The organism is Rhodanobacter sp. G2-10 (genome assembly GCF_055809185.1).
In genome coordinates, this window is record NZ_CM147900.1 from 34,432 (window position 1) to 53,808 (window position 19,377).

The window sequence follows — 19,377 nt, forward strand, 5'->3', positions numbered from 1 at the left end:
CACGACTCTTTCAAGCGGTTGGGACACGGCAGAAACACCTGGAAGCGGGGCCTGCCGCCGAGAGTCGCGACATGATTTGGCGCGGCCCTTCGTCATCGCGAATCTGTCTGATTGCGTTTGTGGCGGCAGCCGGTCTGCCACGGAAAACGGCAGTCAGGCAGGTCGCCCCTATAGAATGTCGCCATGCACATCTTCAAATCCTTCACCCTCGAAGCCGCCCACCGCCTGCCCAACGTGCCGGAAGGCCACAAGTGCGCACGGCTGCATGGTCATTCCTTCCGTGTCGAGATCCACGTCAGCGGCGAGCCGGATCCTCGGCTGGGTTGGGTGATGGATTTCGCGGATCTGAAAACGGCGTTCCAGCCGCTGTATGACCAACTGGACCACCACTACCTCAATGACATCGAGGGGCTGGAGAATCCGACCAGCGAGACGCTGGCGCGCTGGATCTGGCAACGTCTGGAGCCGCGGCTTGCGGGCCTGGACAAGGTGGTGGTGCATGAGACCTGCACGTCGGGAGCGAGCTGCAGCAAGGCGAGTTTGTGACGCGCTGCGTTAGAGGCCGCGTTCGCGCAAATGCATGTTTTGACTGAACAGTTTCCGAATGGTCTGATCTTTTTTGAAATTCCATGTTGCAATGCAACACTGGCCTTGGTAGAGTAGCTGCAACTACCCAATCCTCCACGAGGAGCCAAGCCATGAATCAGCAGATCAACAACCAGATGTTCGCTTTCACCAAGCAGTTCACCGATAGCGCGTTCAAGGCGCAGTCCCTGGCCCTGAAGGGTCTGGAGAAGGTCGCTGACCTGCAGCTTCAGGCGCTCGAGCAGAGCTCCAAGGTGTCGGCCGAGTTCATCGCCGAGGCGATGGAGACCCGCGACGTCAACGGCCTTCGTGGCTTGTGGGAGCGTGGCAGCGAGCTGAGCCGCGCCAATGCAGAGCACGTTGTGGCGGTGTCGCAGGAAGTGCTGGCCATCACCCAGAAGACCGCCGAGTCGCTGAATGCGCTCGTGCAGGAGCAGCGCCAGGCCGCGAACGACGCGGTGACCGCGCCGGTTTCCGCCAAGAAGAAGGCTGCCGCCAAGTAATTTCGCTGGTTCATCGCGAAATGTCGTAACACAAGCAGGGCTGGGCACATGTGTCCGGCCCTGCTTGTGTGCAGCGTCGCAAGATCGTGCGGCGCGAGCGCTGGTGGGTGCCCGGCAGAAACCTCGGGTTTGCCAACGAGATGCGGCAATTTGCCGGTTTCGCAGCTTGTCCGCGCAATTGGCACACTGATATACTTTTGCGGATTGGATCGTGGCGGGTGACTGAAACGGTGCCGCCTGATACGGGCCGCGCGGAGACGTCACTTGCTCAACAACCTGGCCTCGGGTCGGCGCCTCGCCTTGCGCATCGTGTTGCTGCAGTTCGCTGTGGCGGCGTTGGCGGGTGGCGTTTTCCTTGCGCTGGGGCGTCGTGAAGCGGTGTCAGCCGCGGCGGGCGCGGTGTTGGTGGCGCTGGGTACCGCGGTGATGACGGTGCGGATGTTCAGCGACATTGGCGGCGCAGGTTTGGCGCTGGGTCGGTTGCTGACGGGCATGTTCCTGAAATGGATCGTGATCGTCGGTGGGCTGGTCATGATTCTGTTCCAATTCGAATTGCCGCCACTGGCCGCCATCACGGGGTTGGTGGCTGCTTACGCGGTCTATCTGTTGGCGTTCAGATTCAAGGGTTGAAGCATGGCAAGCGAGTCGGGCGGGCTTACCGAATACATCCAGCATCACCTGCAGCACTTGACCCCACACACCAGCCAGGGCGGGTTCTGGGCGGTGCATGTCGACTCGATCACCGTGTCGCTGGCGCTGGGTGTGTTTTTCTGCCTGTGGTTCTGGCTCAAGGCGCGCAAGGCCACGGCCGGTGTGCCGAGCAAGGGGCAGGCCTTTGTCGAGATCATCCTCGAATTCGTCGATGGCCAGGTCAAGGACGTGTTCCATGGCGACCGTCGCGTGCTGGGTCCGCTGGCGCTGACCGTGTTCATCTGGGTGTTCCTGATGAACGCGATGGATCTGCTGCCGGTGGATCTGCTGCCGTGGATCACCGAAATGTTCGGCATCGGCCACTTCCGCGCCGTGCCCACCGCCGACATCAACATGACGTTCGCGATGTCGCTGACAGTGTTCGCGCTGATCATTTTCTACAGCTTCAAGGCCAAGGGCTTCGGCGGCTACATGGGTGAGCTGTTCACCGCGCCGTTCGGCAAGCATCCGGCGCTGTGGCTCCCCAACTTCCTGCTCAACGTGGTCGAGCTGCTGTCCAAGCCGGTGAGCCTGGCGATGCGACTGTTCGGCAACATGTACGCTGGCGAGCTGGTGTTCATGCTGATCGCCGGTCTGTTCAGCGCTGGTGCCGGTTTGGCCGGCTGGGCGCTGTACGGCGCCGGCATCATCGGTTACACGGTGTGGGGCATCTTCCACATCCTGATCATTTCGATCCAGGCGTTCATCTTCATGGTGCTGACGATCGTGTACATCTCGATGGCGCACGATCACCACTGATTGGCTGTTGTCGAACCCCTTGTTTCAATCCGTTTTGCCTACTCAAGTTTGATTTTCTCAGGAGACCGTCGTGGAACTCATCACTCAAATTGCTCAAGTCCAGTCCTTCACCGCCATTGCGCTGGGCCTGATCATCGGCCTGGGCGCCCTCGGTGCCTGTATCGGTATCGGCGTCATGGGCTCCAAGTTCCTTGAAGCCGCTGCCCGTCAGCCCGAGCTGGTGCCGCTGCTGCAGGGCCGCATGTTCCTGCTGGCCGGCCTGATCGACGCCGCGTTCCTGATCGGCGTGGCGCTGGCCATGTACTTCGCCGTGGCGAACCCGCTGCTGTCGAAGCTGGCAGGCGCGTAAGCCTCGTGGCGGCGCTGCGGCGCCGCCGGTTCGACCCGGGTGTCTTGATGCCCGGGTTCGGTTCAACCCGTATTTGCAGGTAACGCAGCGATGGATTTCAACGCGACCTTGATTGGCGAAATGATTTCGTTCGCCATCCTGATCTGGTTCTGTGTGCACTTCATCTGGCCTCATCTCAACAAGGCCATCGAAGAGCGCCAGATCAAGATCGCCGAAGGCCTGAATGCCGCCGAGCGCGCGCATGCCGAGCTGAAGGACGCCGACTCCAAGGTGGCGGCCGAGATCAAGCAGGCCCGCGTGCAGGCTTCGGAGATCATCGACAAGGCCCAGCAGCAGGCCAACCAGATCATCGAGAAGGCCCGCGGCGACGCAGTCAGCGAGATCAACCGGCTGAAGGCTTCGGCGCAGGACGATATTGCCTCGATGGCGCAGCGCGCACGCGACCAGCTGCGCGACCAGGTCGGCTCGCTGGCCGTGGCCGGCGCCAGCAAGATCGTGCAGCGCGAGGTGGATGCCTCCACCCACAAGGCGCTGCTCGACCAGCTCGCGGCCGAGATCTGATCGATGGCCCAGGCAATCACCCTCGCTCGTCCCTACGCCCGCGCCGCTTTTGAAGTGGCGCACGCCGCCGGTTCGCTGGAAGCGTGGTCGCAGGCGTTGGCCTTTGCCGCTGCAGTGGCGGCCGATCCGCGCGTCGCCGGTCTCGGCAACGATCCGCGGGTGGTGCCGGAGCAGCTTGTTGCCCTGCATCTGCCGGCGGGTATCGCGGCGGATGCGCCGTTCGGGCACTTCCTCACGGAAATGGCCGAGCAGCGGCGTCTGGCCCTGCTGCCGGAAGTGGCCGAGCTGTACGAGAACTTCAAGCGCGAGTCCGAGTCGCAGCTGCTGGTCAAGGTGACCAGCGCGATGGCGTTGGACGCCGCCCAGACCGAGCAGCTGAAGGCTTCGCTGAAGCGCCGTTTCAAGCGCGAGATCGAACTGGAAACCCAGGTCGACGCCTCGCTGCTGGCGGGCGCGGTGATCGATACCGGCAGCGAAGTGATCGACGGTTCCGCCCGCGGGCGCCTGGCCAAGCTGGCCGGCGCGCTGGTGAATTAGTTTCACGCGAAAAACTTCGCGTAGTGAAAAAGCATTCAATCTTGGGATAACACCATGTCCAGCACCACACTGAATCCGTCCGAGATCAGCGAACTGATCAAGAGCCGCATCGAGCAGTTCAAGCTTGGCGCCGAAGCACGCAACGAGGGCACGATCATCAGCGTGTCCGATGGCATCGTGCGCATCCATGGCCTGGCCGATGCGATGCAGGGCGAAATGATCGAGCTGCCGGGCAACGCGTTTGCACTGGCGCTGAACCTGGAGCGCGACTCGGTCGGCGCGGTGGTGCTGGGCGAGTACCAGCATCTGCGCGAAGGCGATACCGCCAAGACCACCGGCCGCATCCTGGAAGTGCCGATCGGTCCGGAGCTGCTCGGCCGCGTGGTTGACGCGCTGGGCAACCCGATCGACGGCAAGGGTCCGATCAACGCCAAGCTCACCGCGCCGGTCGAAAAGGTGGCGCCGGGCGTGATCTGGCGCAAGTCGGTCGACCAGCCGCTGCAGACCGGTTACAAGTCGGTCGACGCGATGATCCCGGTCGGCCGCGGCCAGCGCGAGCTGATCATCGGCGACCGCCAGACCGGCAAGACCGCGCTGGCGATCGACGCGATCATCGCGCAGAAGGATTCCGGCATTAAGTGCATCTACGTCGCGATCGGCCAGAAGCGCTCGTCGATCGCCAACGTGGTGCGCAAGCTCGAAGAGAACGGCGCGCTGGCGAACACCATCGTGGTGGTGGCTTCGGCTTCCGAGTCGGCCGCGCTGCAGTACGTGGCACCGTATTCGGGTTGCGCGATGGGCGAGTACTTCCGCGACCGTGGCCAGGACGCGCTGATCGTCTATGACGATCTGTCCAAGCAGGCCGTGGCCTACCGCCAGATCTCGCTGCTGCTGAAGCGTCCGCCGGGCCGTGAAGCGTATCCCGGTGACGTGTTCTATCTCCACTCGCGTCTGCTCGAGCGCGCTTCCCGCGTGTCCGAGGCCTACGTCGAGAAGTTCACCAACGGCGAAGTGAAGGGCAAGACCGGCTCGCTGACCGCGCTGCCGATCATCGAGACCCAGGGCGGCGACGTTTCGGCGTTCGTGCCGACCAACGTGATCTCGATCACCGACGGTCAGATCTTCCTCGAAACCGACCTGTTCAACGCCGGTATCCGTCCTGCCGTGAACGCCGGTATCTCGGTGTCGCGCGTGGGTGGTTCGGCGCAGACCAAGATCGTGAAGAAGCTCTCCGGCGGCGTGAAGCTGGCGCTGGCGCAGTTCCGCGAACTGGCGGCGTTCGCGCAGTTCGCCTCGGACCTGGACCCGGCCACGCGCGCCCAGCTGGACCGCGGCCAGCGCGTCACCGAGCTGATGAAGCAGGCGCAGTACACGCCGCTGTCGATCGCCGAACTGGCGCTGTCCGTGTATGCCGCCGAGAAGGGCTACCTCGACGACCTGCCGGTCAACAAAGTGCTGCCGTTCGAGAAGGGCCTGCACGCCTTCATGCACCAGAACCACGCGGAACTGATGAAGAAGATCGTGGCCACCGGCGCCTGGGACAACGACATCGAAGCCACCTTCAAGGCCTCGCTGGACGAGTACAAGAAGACCGGTAGTTGGTAGTGGAGCCGGGATTTGGCATTCGGGATTCGGGATTCGCAAAGGCGCAAAAGCGTAGCGCGCTCCCGCTCTGACGAATCCCCAATCCCTTCATCCCGAATCCCACGAGTGAGCAAAGCGAGCGAGTAAAGCATGGCCAGCGGACGCGAAATCAAAACCAAGATCAAGAGCACGCAGAACATGCGCAAGGTCACGCGCGCGCTCGAAATGGTCTCGGCGGCCAAGATCCGTCGTGCGCAGGACCTGATGAAGTCCTCGCGCCCGTATGCGCGCCTGATGCGCAAGGTGATCGCGCACGTGGCGCAGGCCAGCACCGACTTCAGCCATCCGTTCCTGACCGAGCGCGAGAACGTGGCGCGGGTCGGCTACATCGTGGTGTCGACCGATCGCGGGCTGTGCGGTGGCCTCAATTCCAACATGTTCCGCAAGCTGTTGCCGGCGATCGCCGAGTGGCAGAAGCAGGGCGTGCAGGTGGACGTGGTGGCGATCGGCCAGAAGGCGATCTCGTTCTTCCGCCGGATCAAGGGCGTGAACCTGGTCGGCACGGTCAGCCATCTGGGCGAGAAGCCCAAGCTGGAGCAGCTGGTCGGCGTGATCAAGGTGATGATGGACGCCTATACGGCCAACGGGCTGGATCGGGTGTTTCTTGCCTACAGCGACTTCGTCAACACGATGACGCAGAAGCCGACGATCGACGCGCTGCTGCCGCTGCCGTTGGTGGCGGCGGAAATGGAGGCGCACCAGGAAGCGGGCGAGTCCGCCTACGCTGGCGTCAAGCTGGAAGTCGGGCACGACTGGGACTACCTCTACGAGCCGGACGCGCAGACCGTGCTGGAACACGTGCTCGGCCGCTACATCGAGTCGGTGGTCTACCAGGCCGCGCTGGAAAACCTCGCCAGCGAGCACGCCGCCCGCATGGTGGCCATGAAGGCCGCGTCCGACAATGCGAACAAGGTGATCGACACGCTGACGCTGACCTACAACAAGGCGCGCCAGGCAGCGATCACCCAGGAAATTTCCGAGATCGTCGGCGGTGCCGCGGCGGTCTAGCTCCATGGATACATGTAGGAGCGCACCCTGTGCGCGATGCTTTTCGCTCCGATCCATCCAGGAGCTTCGCGCACAGGGTGCGCTCCTGCAAGAACGACAACAGATTTCCGCGTGTGCGGAAATCGAGATGAAAAAATTCAGAGTCTTCGGAGTTACAAAATGAGCCAGGGCAAAGTTGTTCAGATCATCGGTGCGGTCGTCGACGTGGAGTTTGCGCGTGACCAGGTGCCGCAGGTGTACGACGCACTCAAGATCGACGGCACCGACATCACGCTGGAAGTGCAGCAGCAGCTCGGCGACGGCATCGTGCGCGCGATCGCGCTCGGCACCACCGAGGGCCTGAAGCGCGGTCTGGAAGCCCGCAACACCGGCGAAGGCATCAAGGTTCCGGTCGGCAAGGCCACGCTGGGCCGGATCATGGACGTGCTGGGCAACCCGATCGACGAGGTCGGCCCGATCGAGGCCAAGGATCACTGGGTCATCCACCGCGAGGCGCCGAGCTACGACGAGCAGGCCGCGTCCAACGACCTGCTGGAAACCGGCATCAAGGTGATCGACCTGGTCTGCCCGTTCGCCAAGGGCGGCAAGGTCGGCCTGTTCGGCGGCGCCGGCGTGGGCAAGACCGTGAACATGCTCGAGCTGATCAACAACATCGCCACCCAGCACGCCGGTCTGTCGGTGTTCGCCGGCGTCGGTGAGCGTACCCGCGAAGGCAATGACTTCTATCACGAGATGCAGGAAGCGGGCGTCGTCAAGATCGACAACCTGCCCGAGTCCAAGGTGGCGATGGTCTACGGCCAGATGAACGAGCCGCCGGGCAACCGCCTGCGCGTGGCGCTGACCGGCCTGACCATGGCCGAGTACTTCCGCGACGAGAAGGACGAGAGCGGCAAGGGCAAGGACGTGCTGTTCTTCGTCGACAACATCTACCGCTACACCCTGGCCGGTACCGAGGTGTCCGCGCTGCTGGGCCGCATGCCGTCGGCGGTGGGTTACCAGCCGACCCTGGCCGAGGAAATGGGCGTGCTGCAGGAGCGCATCACCTCGACCAAGACCGGCTCGATCACCTCGATCCAGGCCGTCTACGTGCCCGCCGATGACTTGACCGATCCGTCGCCGGCGACCACCTTCGCGCATCTGGACTCCACCGTGACGCTGTCGCGCGACATCGCCTCGCGCGGCATCTACCCGGCGGTGGATCCGCTGGATTCGACCAGCCGCCAGCTGGACCCGCAGGTGGTCGGCGCCGAGCATTACGACGTGGCCCGCCGCGTGCAGGGCACGCTGCAGCGCTACAAGGAACTCAAGGACATCATCGCGATCCTGGGCATGGACGAGCTGTCCGAGGAAGACAAGCAGGCCGTGTACCGCGCGCGCAAGTGCGAGCGCTTCTTCTCGCAGCCGTTCCACGTGGCCGAAGTGTTCACCGGCGCGCCGGGCAAGTACGTGTCGCTGGCCGAAACCATCCGCGGCTTCAAGATGATCGTCGACGGCGACGTGGACCATCTGCCGGAGCAGGCGTTCTACATGGTTGGCGGCATCGACGAGGCGATCAAGAAGGCCGAGGAAATGGGCGCGAAGAAGGCGGCGTAAGCCGGCTTCCGGGATTCGGGAGACGGGAGTCGGGATTCGGCAGAATCGCGGCCTGCCGCTCTACCGAATCCCGAATCCCCATTCCCCAATCCCGTTCGAACGAGCGTAGCGAGAGAGAATCATGACAACCATTCGCGTCGACATCGTCAGTGCCGAAGCCGAGATCTTCTCCGGCGACGCGACCATGGTCGTGGCCACCGGCGAGCTGGGCGAGCTGGGCATCACGCCCCGCCATGCACCGCTGATCACCCGCCTGAAGCCCGGCCACGTCGACGTGCTGCTGGGAAGCGGTGAGCGCCAGCAGTTCTACGTGTCCGGTGGGATTCTCGAGGTGCAGCCGCAGGTCGTGACCGTGCTGGCGGACACCGCCGCCCGCGCCGCCGACCTGGATCAGGCCTCGGCCGAGCGTGCGATGAAGGAAGCGCGCGAGGCGCTGGCCAACCGCAGCGATGCCATCGAGCTGGCCGAGGCGCAGACGCGCCTGACCCAGGCCATGGCGCAGCTGCAGGCGCTGGAGCGCCTGCGCAAGAACCTCAAGCACTGACGACCGGATTCGCCGGCCGGCCAGGCCAGGTCCGGCAGATTCCTAGAGTTCGTTCGGGCCGCGGCGCAGCCAGCTGTCGAGCAGCGCCTTGTCGTAGCGCAACGGGTCGGTATTGCCCGGGGTCGTCACGCCGCCATACAGGTAGCCGAGATTGCGCAACTTGCGCGGGCCCTCGCGCAGCACCTTGCCGTCGCTGTCGATCAACTTGAACGTGAGGTCGATGCGCGGCGGATAGATGTCCTTCATGAAGCGCACATACCTGAAGTTGGCACCGTGCCAGGGTTCGTACGCGCCGGCGAGCTTGATATCGGTGATCGTGACTTCCAGCCGGTCGCCCGGCGGCAGCATGCGCGTCGCCTGCTTGATCAGGTGGGCCTTCAACGGCTCCAGGTAATTGATGCCATTGAAGCGATCCTGCTGGCCGAACTGGCGCACCTCGCTGAAGTCATCCGGATTCGCGTAAGTCACCGAGACCCTTGCCGCTGGCGCTGGCGTAGCCGATGCGGGCGTTTGCGTCGCCGCGGATGTCGCCGACCAGACTGGCCCAACGCCGGCCAGGCTCAACCCGGCGGTCAAGACCACGACGATGGCATGTCGGTCAAATATCGTGATGCCTTTCATGATGCCTCACCTCGACTGGTACTCCCGCTGCCAAGGCGCAGCTTGGCACGAGTAGCGTTGTGGTTTCGTGTGCGGTCGGTGCCGCCCGGCGCGCCGAGTGCGCGCGGAGAGCATGTTGCTGCCGGCGCGGGAACCACATGTCTTGTCGCCACAGGTCGGCTGCGGCAGCATGCGATGCCGGATCTGTCGGAGGGCTTGTGGTGGCAGCGTGTCCTTCCCGTTTGCTGCTGTGGTGGTGTGGGCCGCTGTTGCTGCTGGCCGGCTGCGCTGTGCCGGGCACGCGGACAGGATCGGCCGCTGGACCGAACGACGCCGGGCGCGGACAGGCATCGGTGGCGATGAGCCGGCTGTCACTGCCGATGGGCGACATCTCCAGCGGTGGGACCGCGGTCGAGCGCATCCTGCCGGTTTATCCGACGGCGCTGCTGGCAAGCTGTCCCGCCCCGGTCGAGGTGCGGGTGCGGGTGGGGGTCAATCGGGCCGGACGTGTCGATCAGGTCTCGGGCGCCGGCGTCGATGCAACCGCTGCCACCCACTGGCACGCGTATTTTCTCGCCGCCCGCACGGCAGTCATGCGCTGGCGCTTCAATCCTCTGCACGTTACCCATTGGGCAGCCGATGTCGACGGAAACAGCCATGTGGTGGACAGCACCAGCGAGCCGTTCCAGCGCATCTACGCGTTCCGCCTCGCGTGCCACGCGGGGAAAGCCGCGGTGAGTCTGGTCGAGGATGCCCACGGGCCACGCTCCTCGCGCGAACCCCGGCTGGAGAACCTGAAACCTGCTCCCGCCGACCACCGAATCGGGCCACAACCTGTATCCTCTTCAGGATTTGATTGAACGGAGAGTGGGGCCGCCATGGGTGATGCAAACCTGCATGTGATCGTGCTGGCCGCAGGCGCCGGTACGCGGATGAAATCGAGCCGGGCCAAGGTGTTGATGCCGCTGGCCGGCAAGCCGCTGCTGGCCCATGTGCTGGATACCGCGCGGGCGTTGCAGCCGGCTGCGATCCACATCGTCTACGGGCACTGCGGCGAGCAGGTGCAGGCGGCCTTCGCCGAGCAGACCGACCTGCGCTGGGTATTGCAGGCCGAGCGGCTGGGTACCGGGCATGCGGTGGAGCAGGCTATCGCCGAGGTCCCGCGCTCCGCGCGCGTGCTGGTGCTGTACGGCGACGTGCCGCTGACCCGGGTGGAGACCTTGCAGCAACTGCTGCAGGCCGATGAAGGCAAGTTCAGCTTGCTGACGACGCGCCTGGAGGATCCGCAGGGCTACGGTCGGGTGATCTGCGACGGCAATGGCCGCGTGCGCGAGGTGGTCGAGGAAAAGGACGCCGAGATCACGCAGCGCGCCGTGAAGCTGGTCAATACCGGCATCCTCGCTGCCGACGCGTTGGCGCTGCGCGGTTGGATCAGGCAGCTCGATCGCGACAACGCGCAGGGCGAGTACTACCTCACCGACATCTTCCGCATGGCAGCCAAAGAGGGGCGCGGCGCGCTCAGCGTGGAATGTGCTGATCCGGTCGAGGCGGCCGGCGCCAATGATCCGCTGCAACTGGCCGAGCTGGAGGCCGCCTGGCGCCGGCGCATCACGCATGCGCTGCTGCGTGATGGCGTGCGCATGAGCGATCCGTTGCGCGTGGATGTACGCGGCACGGTCGAGGCCGGTCGCGATGTCGAGCTGGATATCGACGTGATCCTGGAGGGCAAGGTGGTCCTCGGCGACGACGTGCGCATCGGCCCGTTCACGCGACTGAAGGACGTGAATCTGGCGGCCGGCACGGTGCTGCTGCCGCACTGCGATCTCGACGGCGTGGTGACGCACGGCCCGTGCACGATTGGCCCGTTTGCGCGTCTGCGGCCGGGCACCGAACTGGCCGCCGGCGTGCATGTCGGCAACTTCGTCGAAACCAAGAAAACCCGGATTGGCGAAGGCAGCAAGGCCAACCACCTCACCTATCTGGGCGACACGGAGATCGGTCGTGGCGTCAACGTCGGTGCCGGCACCATCACCTGCAACTACGACGGCGTGAACAAGTTTCCCACCCGCATTGGCGACGGGGCGTTCATCGGTTCCAACACGGCGTTGGTGGCGCCGGTGACGATCGGTGCGCAGGCCACCATCGGCGCCGGCTCGGTGATCACCCGCGATGCGCCGGACGGCCAGCTGACCCTGGGGCGCGCGCGGCAGCAGACGTTCGAGGGCTGGCGGCGGCCGGTGAAACCGAAGTAAGCAGTGAGGCAGGCGGGAAGCGTCGGCACGCTCGCGCCGAGCCGCACACCCGACTTGACCGGGACTCTCAAGGAGCCATGCGGTGCAAAGATGGTTGAATGGTCTGATCGTGACTTTGTTGATGGCGCTTCACGGATGCGCCAGTACCGGCCCGGCGATGAGTGGCGCCCAGCAGCAACAGTTGCAGTCGCTGCATCTGTTCGCCGCCGACAGCACCCCACATTTCTCGCTGTACATGGCGTGCACCAGTGACAGCGTCAATTGCATCAACGTCGGCAACGCGTTTCTCGGTTGGGCCAGCGGGCACGGTGTGGTTGCGCATATCGTGGACCCGGATGATCCGGCATTTACCAGCACCGCCACGGCACGCACCGCGGAACGAGCGTTGCCCTATCGGGTGGCGATCGACTACCGGCCGACGATCGTGGCTGGCTACTCGACAACGTCTTACCAGCAAGCCAGTGAGTCTTTCGCGCCAACGGTCGGTTACCGCGCCGTGATCTCGGTATTCGAAGCGGCTACCGGCAAACTGCTCATGCGTTCGCCCGTGCGGGTTCAGCAAAGCGCCGACCATGGGAAAACGTCGAATCCCTACGTTCGTTCCCAGGCCATCGGCTTGCTGGACTCCCTGGGAGCGGCGGCGAAAAATTCCTGATGAGGTTGGATCCGGCGTTTCGTTTCGTGCTTGAGGTTCCGCTGATCCAGTAGCGGGCAGAGTCATGACATCGCGTCGGGCGACCACGCAGGGAGTTGGCTCATTCAGCGTTGCGTTGAAGAGCTGCCCCCATCCGCCCTGTCGGGCACCTTCCCCCGTAAACGGGGGAAGGGTTGTTTCGTGCAGCCCTCAGCTTTGCCTTCCTCCGCACAGCGGGGGAAGGTGCCCGACAGGGCGGATGGGGGCGCTTTGACTCACGGGATTTGTTCAGCCTAGCCCTAAACGTAGCGCCAGCCGTCGATCTCCACCAGCAACTCGCGGCGGCAGATGTCGCCGTGCAACAGCAGGACGGGTACGCCCGGCAGGCGCTTGAACAGCGTTTCGCGTACGCGGGCGGCATCGCTGGCGTGGCGCAGGTAGACCTTGAGCGGCGAGTGGGTGTCGAAGCCGGCGCGCATGTCGGCGCTGGCCAGCAGGGCGTCCAGGTTGGTCAGGGTTTCCTCGAGCTGCGCGTCCAGGTCGTCGTGGTGGGCGGAGGCGTGGCCCACCACCGCCGCCGTGCCGGAAATGGCCAGAGCGTCGCGTGCCGGCAGGGCCATGGCGCGGGCGAAACTGGGCGGGGTCCGGCCATACTGTCGTGGATAGCACCAGGCACTGATCTGGCGCGGGTTCTCCACCCGTTCGCCGGGCTGCTCGCAGGCCAGCAGATAGACCTGCAGGCGTTGCTCGGCGCCGCGATGGCCGATCGCGGTGGCGGCCGGGAATCCATCGGAAAAGAAATCCCCCATGCCCACGGCACGACCTTCGCAAAACAGCTTGTAGCGCTCCGCGTCGTTCTCGCCCCTGTTGATCGCGCCCATGTAATTCCATATCCGCAGCACGTGCCGCGCATCCCGGCCGGCCACGAAGCGATGCAGTGTTTCATAGGCCAGTTTCGCCGTGGCGCAGGGCCCGCCGTGCTCATCCTCGTCCAGCTCGATGGCGGCAAACAGCCAGCCGCCGCCAGCCGACCAGCGCAAGGCGCCATCGAAACCATGGGTGACCGGTCCGGCCACCTGCCACACTTCCAGCGGCGCGGCGTCGTCGAAGCTGTCCAGCGCCACCTGCAGATGGCGCGGATCCTCGCTGGCCGGTGCGCTCACCGAAAAGCCGAACACGGCCAGGGTGCCGGGTTCGTCCAGCACGGCCGCCAGCTCGCCGGCGCGGTAGGACACCTGCGGCGCCCGCCGCAGCTGCGTTTCCATCAATGGGGTTTCACATCCCTGAATCATGCTCGAACAACCGGGAACGACAAGGGCGCTATGTTACACTCCGCGGCCACTGCCACCGGGGGGAGGCAATGTACTTGGCGTATGGAATCGAGCATGGCGGAACAGACAGCGGCGCAGCACGAATTGGCAACCCTTATCGTGCAGTGTCTGAATCTCGAGGATGTCGATCCGGCCCAGATCGATGCAGACGCCCCCCTCTTTGGCGGCGAGTTGGGACTGGATTCGATCGATGCGCTGGAGATTGCCCTGGCGATTTCCAAGCACTACGGGTTCCAGCTGCGTTCGGACAACCCCGACAACCGGCAGATTTTCGCCAGTCTGGGCAGCCTGTCCGAACATGTCGAGCAGAACCGCGCCGGCTGAGCCTGACGGGTCGTCCCGGCGGCAAGCTGCGGTCCGTCACGCCATGTTGCGCGCTCCGTGGCAATCTCGCGATTTCGACCGAGGTAGCGCGGAATCCGGCATGAGCGAGGTCTCGTCCACCCATGCAACCACTGCTCGGCGCTATGCCGTGCCGTTGCTGCTTGCCTACCCGGTGCTGGCGATCGTCGGCGCGATCACGCATCGCCAGGTCTTCCCGCTGCTGGCCCTGGTGGTGTTGCTGAGCGCGGTGATGCTGCCGCGGCTGCTTTCGCATCGCGTGATGCCCTGGCTGGCGTGGCTGGCCATGCTTGCCGGCGTGTGGCTGCTGGCACGCTACGGTGTGGCAGGCCTGTTGCTGGAAGCGGTGCCGATCCTGATCAACGGACTGCTGGCGTGCTGGTTTGGCCGTACGCTGGGCAGCGCCGAGCCGCTGATTGCGCGGTTCATCGTGGCGATCGAGGGTGCGGAGCGCCTGCGCCTGCCCGGAGTGGCGAGCTATGCCCGCCAGCTCACCTGGTTCTGGACACTGTTGCTGGCGGGCCAGGCGGTGGTGCTCGGTGTACTGCTGCTGTGCGCGTCGCAAAGCGGTCTGTTGCTGCGCTTCGGCGTGACGCCACCGCTGCGGATACCGGAGCACTGGGCTGCGCTGTGGCTGCATCTGGGGTGCTACGTATTGCTCGGCGTGGCGTTTGCGCTGGAATACGCCTACCGCCGCTGGCGCTTGCGCCACCTCAGCCATCCCGGCTTGCACCAGGCGCTGCTGCAACTGGCGCTGCACTGGCCCCGGTTGTTGCGCGGCAACAGCACGGTGGCGCCATGAGCGGCTTCTCGCAGCGCGTGCATTTCGATGCGGCGCATCCGTCTTTGCCGGGTCATTTCCCGGGGCAGCCGCTGGTGCCCGGCGTGCTGATCCTGGAGCAGGTCGCGCTGGCCTTGCGGGCATGGCGCGGCCAGCGCCTGGCCCGGGTGCTGGAGGCGAAATTCATGGCACCGCTGCTGCCGGGCCAATCGGCTCAGTTACAGTTGAGCCCGATTCGTGCCGATACGACGCGGGTAGGTTTCCAGGTTGAGTGCGACGGCACGGTGCTGGCGCGCGGCATCGTCGAGGGAGCGGCATGAGCGAAAACGAACATTGGCAGAGCCGACCCGAAGGCGGTGGCCGCTTCGCGATCTGGCTGATCCGCGCGATTGCCTTGTACGGCGGGCGCCGCCTGGCACGCTTGTGCCTGTATCCGATCACCGGTTATTTCTACCTGCGCCGCGGGCCGGAACGGCGCGCCTCGGCACAGTATCTGCAGCGGGTGTTCGGCCGGCCTGCCACGCGCTGGCAGGTCCTCAAGCACATCCATGCGTTCGCTGCCACGATTCTCGACCGGGTCTTCCTGCTGGCGCATGGCGAACAGCCATTCGCGTTCGAGACGCAGGGGCTGGATCTGCTGGATGAGCGCATTGCCCAGGGTCGTGGCGTGTTGTTGTTCGGCTCGCATCAGGGCAGTTTCGAGGCCCTGCGCGCGGTCGGTGCGCGGCGACCGAGCATGCCGCTGCGTGTGGTGCTGGACAAGCAGAAAACCCCGGCCATGACCGAACTGCTCGAAGCGCTGGCGCCCGAGGTGGGCGCCTGCGTGATCGACGCCGCGCAGGATGGCACGTCCATTGCGCTGGCCATGGCCGAGGCTTGCCAGCAGGGTGCCGTGGTGGCCATGCTGGCCGATCGCGGTCGCGGTCACGAGGTGCTGCGCCGCGCCGACCTGCTCGGTTCGCCGGCGCCGTTTCCGGTCAGCCCGTGGTTGCTGGCGCATACGCTGCAGGTGCCGGTGGTACTGTGTTTCGGCCTGTATCTGGGCGGCAATCGCTATCGACTGGTGTTCGAGCCGTTCAGCGACAAGGTGGAGATCCCGCGGCATGATCGGGTGCCGACCCTGGATGCGCTGATCGCGCGTTATGCGCAACGGCTGGAGCACTACATCCGGATCGCTCCCTACAACTGGTTCAATTTCTATGATTTCTGGCAAGAAACGCCTGCTGCTGAGCCTGCTGCTGCCGTGGTGGATGGCCACCGCGTCGGCGTCTGAGCCCGCGGCCGCCACATACTCGGCGCAGGCGTTGATTGCTTCGCTGGGCCAACCGGCCCCCGCGCACACCGCGTTTGCCGAGGCACGCTTTCTCAAGCTGCTCGACCGGCCGCTGGTGGTATCGGGCGAACTGTCCTGGCTTGGCGGCGACAAGCTGCAGCGGCGCGTCGACCATCCGCGGCAGGAAACCGCCACCATTGCCGAGGGCGAGGTGACCCAGCAGCGCGAGGGCAAGCATCCACGCCACTTCTCGTTGAAGCGTGCGCCGCAGTTGCAGGTTTTGCTGGACAGCTTCGTGGCCCTGCTCAGTGGCGACGCCGCGCGATTGCGACAGGCTTTCGAGATCCAGCAGAGCGGGGATCCCGCGGGTGCGTGGACGCTGACCCTGGTGCCACGCGATGCGCGCGTCGCGAAAACCGTGGCCAGCATCCGTATCGATGGCGTCGGTGACCAGTCGCGCTGCATGCACATGCAGGAGTCCGATGGCGATCTCGCGGTCGACCTGCTCGGTCCGCTGGCGGCCAAAATGCCCGCCGAGCCCACCCGCGAGGCGCTGCAGGCCTTGTGTCAGGGCACGCACTGAGCATGCATCGCGGTGCGCGGGCCACGCTGCTGGTGCTGTGGTTGCTGGTGCTGGCCGGGCTGGGCTGGACAGTCAGCCAGCGCCTGAAGATCAGCACCGACCTGCGCAGTTTCATGCCGGCGCCGACCACCCCGGATCAGCGCTTGTTGATGGAACAGGTCGGCGACGGGCCGGGTTCGCGGCTGCTGCTGCTGTCCATCTCCGGCGCCTCCGATGCACAGCTGGCCACGCTGAGCCAGGGCCTGCTCAAGGCGTTGCGGCACGACCCGCGCTACAGCCAGGTGCTCAACGGCAGTTTCGACCTGGCCTCGCTCGATCCGCAGTTGTTGCCGTATCGCTACCTGCTCTCGCCCACGCTGGATACGCAGCCGCTGGATGAGGCCTACCTGAGCGATCAGCTGCAGCAGCGGCTGGATGATCTCTCCTCGCCGGCGGCGAGCATGCTGAAGGGTCTGCTGCCACGTGACCCGACCTTGGAGATGTTGAAACTGGCCGAGCGCTGGGCGCCGGCGAAATCGCCCGAGCTGCGCGATGGCGTGTGGTTCACGCCACGCCATGAAGCCTTGCTGCTGGTGCAGACCGTGGCGGCCGGCTTCGATCCGGGGCCGCAGGAGCAGGCGATCGATGGTATCCGGCAGGCCTTCCACGCGCTGCCGGGAAGTGCCGGGGCCCGGCTCGATCTGAGCGGGCCGGGCTATTTCAGCGTGGTGATCGGTGCGCAGACGCGGCACCAGGCGGACTGGATCGGGCGCATTTCCACCATCGGCTTCATCGCACTCCTGCTGCTGGCGTATCGCAGCATCAGTTCCCTGCTGTTGTCGGCGCTGCCGATTGCCAGCGCCGCGCTGGCCGGCATCGCCGCATTGACCGTGGCATTTTCGGAAGTCCACGGCATCACGCTGGCGTTCGGCTTCACCTTGCTCGGCGTGGCCCAGGAGTACCCGATCCGCGTGCTCAGTCATCGGCGCGCGGGTGAGGATGCGGTGCAGAGCGTGCGTGATCTGTGGCCGTTGCTGTTGACCGCCATCGCCTCGGCCTGCATTGCCTACCTCGCGTTCTACGCCTCCGGCGTCAACGGCCTGAAGCAGCTGGCGGTGTTCACCATCGTCGGCCTGCTGGTGGCGGGTTTCAGCACGCGCTACCTGCTGCCGCACCTGCTGCCGCGGCGGGTGCGCGACGTGGCCGACATGGGCTGGCTGATCACCGCGCGGCGATGGGTCGACCAGCTGCCGCGGCCGCGCTGGATTCCGTTGCTGGTGTCGGTGGCGATCGTGATGATGCTGGCGCTGGCGCCGGGGCCGTTCTGGCAGAACAACCTGGCCGCGCTCACGCCGGTGCCGCAGGACATGTTGCTGCACGACGCGCGCCTGCGCGAGGCGCTCGGTGCACCGGACGTGCGCTACCTGCTGATCCTCGAAGCGCCGACCGAGCAAGGCGTGCTGGCGCTGTCGCAACAGCTGCAACCCAAGGTCGACGCGCTGGAAAAGCAGCACGCCGTCGACGCGGTGGAACTGCCGTCACGTTACCTGCCCACGGTCGCGCTGCAGCTCCAGCGACAGCAGAAGCTGCCCGATCGCGGCACGCTCGAAGAGGCACTGCATCAGGCCTTGCAGGGCCTGCCGTTCCGCGCCGACCTGTTCCAGCCTTTCGTCGACGACGTGGAAACGGCGCGCAGGCTGCCGCCGCTCACGCCGGAGCGCTACGCGCAGACGCCGCTGGGCCAGCGCCTCGCGTCGATGCTGGTCAAGCGTGACGGACACTGGCTTGGCCTGGGCACGGTCAGCGGCGTGCACGATGTGCCAGCCTTGCAGGCGTTGGGTGCAGAAAGTGGCGGCCAGGTGCGTTTGCTCGACCTGAAGGCCGCTTCCGAATCGCTGGTCGCCGCCTACCGCACGCGCATCCTGCAGGCGCTGCTGGTCGCCAGCCTCCTGCTGGTGCTGACCATCACGATGGCATTGCGCAGCCTGCGTCGTGCCTGGCACGTGCTGGCGCCGATGACCCTGGCCACCTTCCTGGTGCTCGCGGTGGAGCGTGTGGCCGGCATCGAGATCTCGCTGTTCCATCTGGTCGCGCTGATCCTCGCCGGTGGGCTGGGTCTGCATTACGCGCTGTTCTTCGAACGCGACACCGGCAATCCAGCCGAACAGCGCCGCACCCTGCACGCCACCATCGTCTGCGTGCTCTCCGCGTTGCTGGTATTCGGCATGCTGGCGTGGGCCAGCATTCCGGTGCTGCGCGCGATCGGGCTTACCGTGAGCCTGGGCGTGGCTTTCCACTTCTGCTTGTCGATCCTGATGGCGCCGCATGCTTCCGAAGACTGATTGGGTTTGTTTGATTCCGCACGCCGGCAGCATGTGTCTGCTCGATGCGGTGCAGGCGTGGGACGAACGCACGATTCACGCCGTCAGCGCCGGTCATGCGCGCGCCGACAACCCGTTGCGCAGCGAACACGGCCTGCATGCGGTGCACCTGGCGGAATACGGCGCGCAGGCGATGGCCGTGCATGGCGGGCTGCTGGCGCGTTCGCGCGGCGTCGACGGCGTGCGGCCGGGTCGCCTGGTCAGCTTGCGCGAGGTGCAGTTGTTCGAGGAATACGTCGATCGGCTGGATGGGCAACTCGACGTCCATGCCGAATGCCTTTACGCCGACGATGGCGGCGCCCAGTATGCATTCCGTGTCGAGCACCGCGGCCGGCTGCTGGCCAGCGGGCGTGCCGCGGTGATTCATCCACGTTTGTGAGCCGGTGTTCATGATTACGTCTTGTATTGATGCCGAAGAGCCGGCGGGCGGTGCCCGCCCTACAATATG

The 19,377-nt window shown here is 65.3% G+C and carries 23 protein-coding genes; 21 read left to right on the top strand and 2 right to left on the bottom strand.

The features are described 5' to 3' along the window. The first annotated feature begins 183 nt into the window (after nucleotides 1-183). From queD to AC0L58_RS00215, 11 genes are all read left to right on the top strand, one after another. Nucleotides 184-546: a 6-carboxytetrahydropterin synthase QueD gene (gene queD, locus AC0L58_RS00165; RefSeq protein WP_473685476.1), complete on the top strand. Its 363-nt coding sequence runs from the start codon at nucleotides 184-186 to the stop codon at nucleotides 544-546. 152 nt (nucleotides 547-698) lie between these two features. Then, complete coding sequence (locus AC0L58_RS00170; protein WP_473685478.1) at nucleotides 699-1,088, top strand: phasin family protein; 390 nt, start codon at nucleotides 699-701, stop codon at nucleotides 1,086-1,088. A gap of 264 nt (nucleotides 1,089-1,352) precedes the next feature. Then, the gene (locus AC0L58_RS00175; protein WP_473685480.1) at nucleotides 1,353-1,718 is read left to right on the top strand and encodes a hypothetical protein; all 366 of its coding nucleotides are present in this window, start codon (nucleotides 1,353-1,355) and stop codon (nucleotides 1,716-1,718) included. A gap of 3 nt (nucleotides 1,719-1,721) precedes the next feature. Beyond that, nucleotides 1,722-2,537 carry a F0F1 ATP synthase subunit A gene (atpB, locus tag AC0L58_RS00180; protein WP_473685482.1) on the top strand — a complete coding sequence of 272 codons (816 nt, stop codon included), beginning with the start codon at nucleotides 1,722-1,724 and terminating at the stop codon, nucleotides 2,535-2,537. A gap of 79 nt (nucleotides 2,538-2,616) precedes the next feature. Next, on the top strand, nucleotides 2,617-2,886 hold the full coding sequence (gene atpE, locus AC0L58_RS00185; RefSeq protein WP_395121285.1) for a F0F1 ATP synthase subunit C: 270 nt from the start codon (nucleotides 2,617-2,619) through the stop codon (nucleotides 2,884-2,886). Nucleotides 2,887-2,976: 90 nt separating this feature from the next. Further along, nucleotides 2,977-3,447, top strand: a complete 471-nt coding sequence (locus AC0L58_RS00190) for a F0F1 ATP synthase subunit B (protein ID WP_473685484.1) — start codon at nucleotides 2,977-2,979, stop codon at nucleotides 3,445-3,447. Between the two features lie 3 nt (nucleotides 3,448-3,450). Then, nucleotides 3,451-3,984 carry a F0F1 ATP synthase subunit delta gene (locus AC0L58_RS00195; RefSeq protein WP_473685486.1) on the top strand — a complete coding sequence of 178 codons (534 nt, stop codon included), beginning with the start codon at nucleotides 3,451-3,453 and terminating at the stop codon, nucleotides 3,982-3,984. A 54-nt stretch (nucleotides 3,985-4,038) separates the two neighbouring features. Next, on the top strand, nucleotides 4,039-5,589 hold the full coding sequence (gene atpA / locus AC0L58_RS00200; RefSeq protein WP_473685488.1) for a F0F1 ATP synthase subunit alpha: 1,551 nt from the start codon (nucleotides 4,039-4,041) through the stop codon (nucleotides 5,587-5,589). Between the two features lie 129 nt (nucleotides 5,590-5,718). Continuing rightward, nucleotides 5,719-6,636 (top strand): F0F1 ATP synthase subunit gamma, encoded by a 918-nt coding sequence (gene atpG, locus AC0L58_RS00205; RefSeq protein WP_473685490.1) that lies wholly within the window; start codon nucleotides 5,719-5,721, stop codon nucleotides 6,634-6,636. Nucleotides 6,637-6,795: 159 nt separating this feature from the next. Beyond that, a complete protein-coding gene (atpD, locus tag AC0L58_RS00210; protein ID WP_473685492.1) occupies nucleotides 6,796-8,229 on the top strand; it encodes a F0F1 ATP synthase subunit beta in 1,434 nt (477 codons plus the stop codon). Nucleotides 8,230-8,350: 121 nt separating this feature from the next. After that, nucleotides 8,351-8,773, top strand: coding sequence for a F0F1 ATP synthase subunit epsilon (locus AC0L58_RS00215; protein WP_473685494.1), 423 nt, complete (start codon nucleotides 8,351-8,353; stop codon nucleotides 8,771-8,773). Nucleotides 8,774-8,815: 42 nt separating this feature from the next. On the opposite strand, the gene AC0L58_RS00220 is transcribed toward AC0L58_RS00215, so the two are convergent. Then, nucleotides 8,816-9,394, bottom strand: coding sequence for a DUF3016 domain-containing protein (locus AC0L58_RS00220; RefSeq protein ID WP_473685496.1), 579 nt, complete (start codon nucleotides 9,392-9,394; stop codon nucleotides 8,816-8,818). 359 nt (nucleotides 9,395-9,753) lie between these two features. Between AC0L58_RS00220 and AC0L58_RS00225 the strand changes: the two genes are divergently transcribed. The 3 genes from AC0L58_RS00225 to AC0L58_RS00235 all read left to right on the top strand — a co-directional run bounded on the left by AC0L58_RS00225 (nucleotide 9,754) and on the right by AC0L58_RS00235 (nucleotide 12,280). Then, a complete protein-coding gene (locus AC0L58_RS00225) occupies nucleotides 9,754-10,233 on the top strand; it encodes a hypothetical protein (protein ID WP_473685498.1) in 480 nt (159 codons plus the stop codon). Between the two features lie 18 nt (nucleotides 10,234-10,251). Continuing rightward, the gene (glmU, locus tag AC0L58_RS00230; RefSeq protein WP_473685500.1) at nucleotides 10,252-11,625 is read left to right on the top strand and encodes a bifunctional UDP-N-acetylglucosamine diphosphorylase/glucosamine-1-phosphate N-acetyltransferase GlmU; all 1,374 of its coding nucleotides are present in this window, start codon (nucleotides 10,252-10,254) and stop codon (nucleotides 11,623-11,625) included. 82 nt (nucleotides 11,626-11,707) lie between these two features. Continuing rightward, nucleotides 11,708-12,280, top strand: coding sequence for a hypothetical protein (locus tag AC0L58_RS00235; RefSeq protein WP_473685502.1), 573 nt, complete (start codon nucleotides 11,708-11,710; stop codon nucleotides 12,278-12,280). Between the two features lie 278 nt (nucleotides 12,281-12,558). Here the strand turns inward: AC0L58_RS00235 and AC0L58_RS00240 are convergent, their stop codons facing one another. Next, nucleotides 12,559-13,551: a chorismate transformation FkbO/Hyg5 family protein gene (locus AC0L58_RS00240; RefSeq protein WP_473685504.1), complete on the bottom strand. Its 993-nt coding sequence runs from the start codon at nucleotides 13,549-13,551 to the stop codon at nucleotides 12,559-12,561. A 93-nt stretch (nucleotides 13,552-13,644) separates the two neighbouring features. Between AC0L58_RS00240 and AC0L58_RS00245 the strand changes: the two genes are divergently transcribed. From AC0L58_RS00245 to AC0L58_RS00275, 7 genes are all read left to right on the top strand, one after another. Next, nucleotides 13,645-13,914, top strand: a complete 270-nt coding sequence (locus AC0L58_RS00245) for a phosphopantetheine-binding protein (RefSeq protein ID WP_473685506.1) — start codon at nucleotides 13,645-13,647, stop codon at nucleotides 13,912-13,914. 100 nt (nucleotides 13,915-14,014) lie between these two features. Further along, complete coding sequence (locus tag AC0L58_RS00250; RefSeq protein ID WP_473685508.1) at nucleotides 14,015-14,734, top strand: COG4648 family protein; 720 nt, start codon at nucleotides 14,015-14,017, stop codon at nucleotides 14,732-14,734. Then, a complete protein-coding gene (locus AC0L58_RS00255; RefSeq protein ID WP_473685510.1) occupies nucleotides 14,731-15,033 on the top strand; it encodes an ApeI family dehydratase in 303 nt (100 codons plus the stop codon). The genes AC0L58_RS00250 and AC0L58_RS00255 overlap by 4 nt, the downstream gene beginning before the upstream one ends. Then, complete coding sequence (locus AC0L58_RS00260) at nucleotides 15,030-15,986, top strand: LpxL/LpxP family acyltransferase (RefSeq protein WP_473685512.1); 957 nt, start codon at nucleotides 15,030-15,032, stop codon at nucleotides 15,984-15,986. Before AC0L58_RS00255 ends, AC0L58_RS00260 begins: the two co-directional genes overlap by 4 nt. Further along, on the top strand, nucleotides 15,913-16,569 hold the full coding sequence (locus AC0L58_RS00265) for a LolA-related protein (RefSeq protein ID WP_473685514.1): 657 nt from the start codon (nucleotides 15,913-15,915) through the stop codon (nucleotides 16,567-16,569). Before AC0L58_RS00260 ends, AC0L58_RS00265 begins: the two co-directional genes overlap by 74 nt. 2 nt (nucleotides 16,570-16,571) lie before the next feature. Beyond that, a complete protein-coding gene (locus tag AC0L58_RS00270) occupies nucleotides 16,572-18,890 on the top strand; it encodes an MMPL family transporter (protein ID WP_473685516.1) in 2,319 nt (772 codons plus the stop codon). Next, nucleotides 18,874-19,308 carry a hotdog family protein gene (locus AC0L58_RS00275; protein WP_473685518.1) on the top strand — a complete coding sequence of 145 codons (435 nt, stop codon included), beginning with the start codon at nucleotides 18,874-18,876 and terminating at the stop codon, nucleotides 19,306-19,308. The genes AC0L58_RS00270 and AC0L58_RS00275 overlap by 17 nt, the downstream gene beginning before the upstream one ends. Nucleotides 19,309-19,377: the final 69 nt, after the last annotated feature.

What these genes read in the sequence shown, in the direction of transcription:
- AC0L58_RS00240 (WP_473685504.1), bottom strand. Translation starts at nt 13,551, where the DNA reads ATGATTCAGGGATGTGAAACCCCATTGATGGAAACGCAGCTGCGGCGG.
- AC0L58_RS00220 (WP_473685496.1), bottom strand. Translation starts at nt 9,394, where the DNA reads ATGAAAGGCATCACGATATTTGACCGACATGCCATCGTCGTGGTCTTG.
- AC0L58_RS00190 (WP_473685484.1), top strand. Translation starts at nt 2,977, where the DNA reads ATGGATTTCAACGCGACCTTGATTGGCGAAATGATTTCGTTCGCCATC.
- atpB (WP_473685482.1), top strand. Translation starts at nt 1,722, where the DNA reads ATGGCAAGCGAGTCGGGCGGGCTTACCGAATACATCCAGCATCACCTG.
- AC0L58_RS00195 (WP_473685486.1), top strand. Translation starts at nt 3,451, where the DNA reads ATGGCCCAGGCAATCACCCTCGCTCGTCCCTACGCCCGCGCCGCTTTT.
- AC0L58_RS00275 (WP_473685518.1), top strand. Translation starts at nt 18,874, where the DNA reads ATGCTTCCGAAGACTGATTGGGTTTGTTTGATTCCGCACGCCGGCAGC.
- atpD (WP_473685492.1), top strand. Translation starts at nt 6,796, where the DNA reads ATGAGCCAGGGCAAAGTTGTTCAGATCATCGGTGCGGTCGTCGACGTG.
- AC0L58_RS00270 (WP_473685516.1), top strand. Translation starts at nt 16,572, where the DNA reads ATGCATCGCGGTGCGCGGGCCACGCTGCTGGTGCTGTGGTTGCTGGTG.
- AC0L58_RS00265 (WP_473685514.1), top strand. Translation starts at nt 15,913, where the DNA reads ATGATTTCTGGCAAGAAACGCCTGCTGCTGAGCCTGCTGCTGCCGTGG.
- AC0L58_RS00215 (WP_473685494.1), top strand. Translation starts at nt 8,351, where the DNA reads ATGACAACCATTCGCGTCGACATCGTCAGTGCCGAAGCCGAGATCTTC.
- atpG (WP_473685490.1), top strand. Translation starts at nt 5,719, where the DNA reads ATGGCCAGCGGACGCGAAATCAAAACCAAGATCAAGAGCACGCAGAAC.
- queD (WP_473685476.1), top strand. Translation starts at nt 184, where the DNA reads ATGCACATCTTCAAATCCTTCACCCTCGAAGCCGCCCACCGCCTGCCC.
- AC0L58_RS00255 (WP_473685510.1), top strand. Translation starts at nt 14,731, where the DNA reads ATGAGCGGCTTCTCGCAGCGCGTGCATTTCGATGCGGCGCATCCGTCT.
- AC0L58_RS00170 (WP_473685478.1), top strand. Translation starts at nt 699, where the DNA reads ATGAATCAGCAGATCAACAACCAGATGTTCGCTTTCACCAAGCAGTTC.
- AC0L58_RS00245 (WP_473685506.1), top strand. Translation starts at nt 13,645, where the DNA reads ATGGCGGAACAGACAGCGGCGCAGCACGAATTGGCAACCCTTATCGTG.
- AC0L58_RS00250 (WP_473685508.1), top strand. Translation starts at nt 14,015, where the DNA reads ATGAGCGAGGTCTCGTCCACCCATGCAACCACTGCTCGGCGCTATGCC.
- atpA (WP_473685488.1), top strand. Translation starts at nt 4,039, where the DNA reads ATGTCCAGCACCACACTGAATCCGTCCGAGATCAGCGAACTGATCAAG.
- glmU (WP_473685500.1), top strand. Translation starts at nt 10,252, where the DNA reads ATGGGTGATGCAAACCTGCATGTGATCGTGCTGGCCGCAGGCGCCGGT.
- AC0L58_RS00225 (WP_473685498.1), top strand. Translation starts at nt 9,754, where the DNA reads ATGGGCGACATCTCCAGCGGTGGGACCGCGGTCGAGCGCATCCTGCCG.
- AC0L58_RS00260 (WP_473685512.1), top strand. Translation starts at nt 15,030, where the DNA reads ATGAGCGAAAACGAACATTGGCAGAGCCGACCCGAAGGCGGTGGCCGC.